Annotated in this window: 4 protein-coding genes; all 4 read right to left on the bottom strand. The window is 35.4% G+C overall.

Annotated features, from left to right (window positions below; all coding sequences use genetic code 11):
• Positions 1–426: 426 nt before the first annotated feature.
• The 4 genes from Q1K78_RS17370 to Q1K78_RS17355 all read right to left on the bottom strand — a co-directional run bounded on the left by Q1K78_RS17370 (position 427) and on the right by Q1K78_RS17355 (position 2,426).
• On the bottom strand, positions 427–996 hold the full coding sequence (locus Q1K78_RS17370; protein WP_060994175.1) for a hypothetical protein: 570 nt from the start codon (positions 994–996) through the stop codon (positions 427–429).
• Positions 997–1,142: 146 nt separating this feature from the next.
• Entirely contained in the window at positions 1,143–1,418 is a 276-nt protein-coding gene (locus tag Q1K78_RS17365; RefSeq protein ID WP_045103966.1) for a helix-turn-helix transcriptional regulator, read from the bottom strand.
• 1 nt (position 1,419) lies between these two features.
• The gene (locus tag Q1K78_RS17360; protein ID WP_045103967.1) at positions 1,420–1,764 is read right to left on the bottom strand and encodes a type II toxin-antitoxin system RelE/ParE family toxin; all 345 of its coding nucleotides are present in this window, start codon (positions 1,762–1,764) and stop codon (positions 1,420–1,422) included.
• 188 nt (positions 1,765–1,952) lie between these two features.
• Positions 1,953–2,426, bottom strand: coding sequence for a hypothetical protein (locus Q1K78_RS17355; protein WP_300181713.1), 474 nt, complete (start codon positions 2,424–2,426; stop codon positions 1,953–1,955).
• Positions 2,427–2,559 lie beyond the last annotated feature (133 nt).

The raw sequence follows: 2,559 nt of genomic DNA, 5'->3' as shown, positions 1-2,559 counted from the left end.
CATTTGTACGACTTGGTTTCAGCCAGTTTGGAATAGATAAACCAAATATCCTAACAACAATTGGGATTGAAAATGCTGAGAGAAAAACACTGATACAGGCTAAAATGAGGCATAACCAAAGAACAATTGAAGCGTAAATTAGCCGCTGAAAGGCCTGAATTTGGGGCAATAATGGTTCAATGCCGAACCTAATGAAACGAACACCAAAAGGTAATAAAGAAAAAGATAAACCACCCTACTTTTACACCTAAAAAGCTAATGGTTCAATCGTTGAACTGAACCAAAAAACTGTATTCTCAGAGTTCGTATAACGCCTGCATAACACGTTTGCTACGATACAGACCTAGCTGAATTTTAACGCCTTAACCACTGAAACTAAAGGCAAACTGACAACGCCGAGTGTAGCAAATCGTGTTGATGCGATTGTTATGCCTGTTCTGACCACGAACGTTTGCTCAATGAAGTACTAACACGCTTTGAAAAAGCAAAGGGTTCAGTCCAATTATCTGGATAATTTTCAGGTTTTATTGGTTGGTTTTCACATTCTGGAAACCAACCATATAACTCGAACGACCTATATTTCAAAATAGAAGAAATAGTACAATTGTGATCACTTAAAGCAGCAAGAGCTCTTGGTATCAATACTAAATTTGCAATAGTCGTATGATACACCGGATCATAACAGGAGCTTTTCCAAATATGGCAAACTTCGAAGCCGATAAAATTTTTGCTTGGTAAACCTAACGCTGTTTTAAGATATTTATTCGCTAACGTATTGTCATCTAATAAAATGCCATCGACTACTGTTCGCCTTTTCTCTCCAGCTTTCGCTCTGCGAACATTTGGTCGCCACGCACCTCTATCACCACACGCAAGTAAATAATCATGGACTTCAGGCGCTGACCATAACGACGTAGCAGCGATCAAATGTCCTAGATTAATTCCAGTACTTATAAGCACTTCATTCAAGATCTTATCAGCTTCGATTATTTCCATAATTACCCCATAAGGCATAACGCCTGCATAACACGTTTACTACTATGTAATTATACTTAAAATTGACGCCTTAAAACGAGAAACACCCGACAACCTGAGATGCAGAGTGTAGTAAATCGTGTTGATGCGATTGTTAACTGTACTTCTTACACCAAGCGAATTTCTAATTTTTTACCTAATGCTGAAGCAAAACGTTCAAGAGTTGATAATTTGACATCATCTGAATGGTTTTCAATTCGTGATATAGCACTTTTTTGTGTCTGGAGCTTTGATGCTAAATCGACCTGAGTTAATCCTGCATCTTTACGCGCTTCTTTCAACAAAGCGCCAAATTTAAACGATTGGTAACCTTCTTCATATCCGTCAGAAAAATCGATGTCGTTTGCTTTACGGTTAGCTAAATATTTTTTAAAGTCACTCATATTATTTCCTCGCTAAATAGTCTTTTCGACGATTTTCTGCAATTTTGATTTCTTTTGGTGGCGTTTTTTGTGTTTTCTTTTGAAAACCATGATTGAGAACAACTAAGTTATCACCATCAAAAAAGCCTAATAAACGAAATATATTCCCACCAACTTGTACTCTCACTTCCCAGATATTGTCAGTATTAACCAGTTTTTTAAGGTAAGTCGTTGGGATCTTGTCCAATTCTTCAATTAACTGAAGCACCCAAGCTACTTTCTGTGCTTGCTTACCCGAAAGTGAATCTAAAAATTCAGCTATCGGACATTTACCGTCTTCGGTAGTATAAAAATCAATATTTCTCATACATAAAGGTTAACATTAATGTGAACTTTTGCAAACTGGAATTTTTCGCTTTGTACAGTTAACGCCTGCATAACACGTTTACTACTATGCAATTATACTTAATATTGACGTCTTAAAACGAGAAACACCCGGCAAACTGAGATTGCCGAGTGTAGTAAATCGTGTTGATGCAATTGTTAGGCATCGTACTAATATTTTAAATACCTAGCTCTGTATAACTCAGCCTTCAACGATTCAGAAGATAATAATATTCGTCTCATTTTTGTATAATCATCTGGTTCTTGATGGCTATTTGAATCTAAGCTTTTATAATCACAGCGACACATATGTGAAAAATTTATATAAGCGTTTTTAATTATTTCCGATTTAAATCCTTGAAAATCAGTATTAAGCTCACCAATAAAGAAAGAAAGTCGAGAAATTTGAGCTTCAAGATAGTCAGGACTATTGTCAAGAGCTTCAGTACATGTTGGATTTTTTATTACTTTGCATCCAATAATGGCAATTTCATCAATTATAAATGCCAAATGTTCCACTTTTTTAGAAAAATCGGATGATTTCACCGTATATTTAGTTCGCCAAATAGTAACAAATGTACCCGCAATAAATCCACAGATACCTGTAAACAGCATTTTGGTAAGATCAAAATATAAATCATTCATTTATTTTTAACTCTTTAAATAATAATTAGTTAATTATACTTATTTTTCATGAGATTAGCTATTATCCTCATAGAGGCCTAACGCCGCAATAACACGTGCGAAAGACCGACTTCCCAAACCAATTATACTCTAA

The organism is uncultured Aliivibrio sp., from assembly GCF_946479765.1.
Classification (GTDB): Bacteria; Pseudomonadota; Gammaproteobacteria; order Enterobacterales; family Vibrionaceae; genus Aliivibrio.
The sequence above is the reverse complement of the archived record's forward strand: the minus strand, read 5'-3'. Positions and strand labels throughout refer to the sequence as shown.

What these genes read in the sequence shown, in the direction of transcription:
- Q1K78_RS17355 (WP_300181713.1), bottom strand. Translation starts at nt 2,426, where the DNA reads ATGAATGATTTATATTTTGATCTTACCAAAATGCTGTTTACAGGTATC.
- Q1K78_RS17370 (WP_060994175.1), bottom strand. Translation starts at nt 996, where the DNA reads ATGGAAATAATCGAAGCTGATAAGATCTTGAATGAAGTGCTTATAAGT.
- Q1K78_RS17365 (WP_045103966.1), bottom strand. Translation starts at nt 1,418, where the DNA reads ATGAGTGACTTTAAAAAATATTTAGCTAACCGTAAAGCAAACGACATC.
- Q1K78_RS17360 (WP_045103967.1), bottom strand. Translation starts at nt 1,764, where the DNA reads ATGAGAAATATTGATTTTTATACTACCGAAGACGGTAAATGTCCGATA.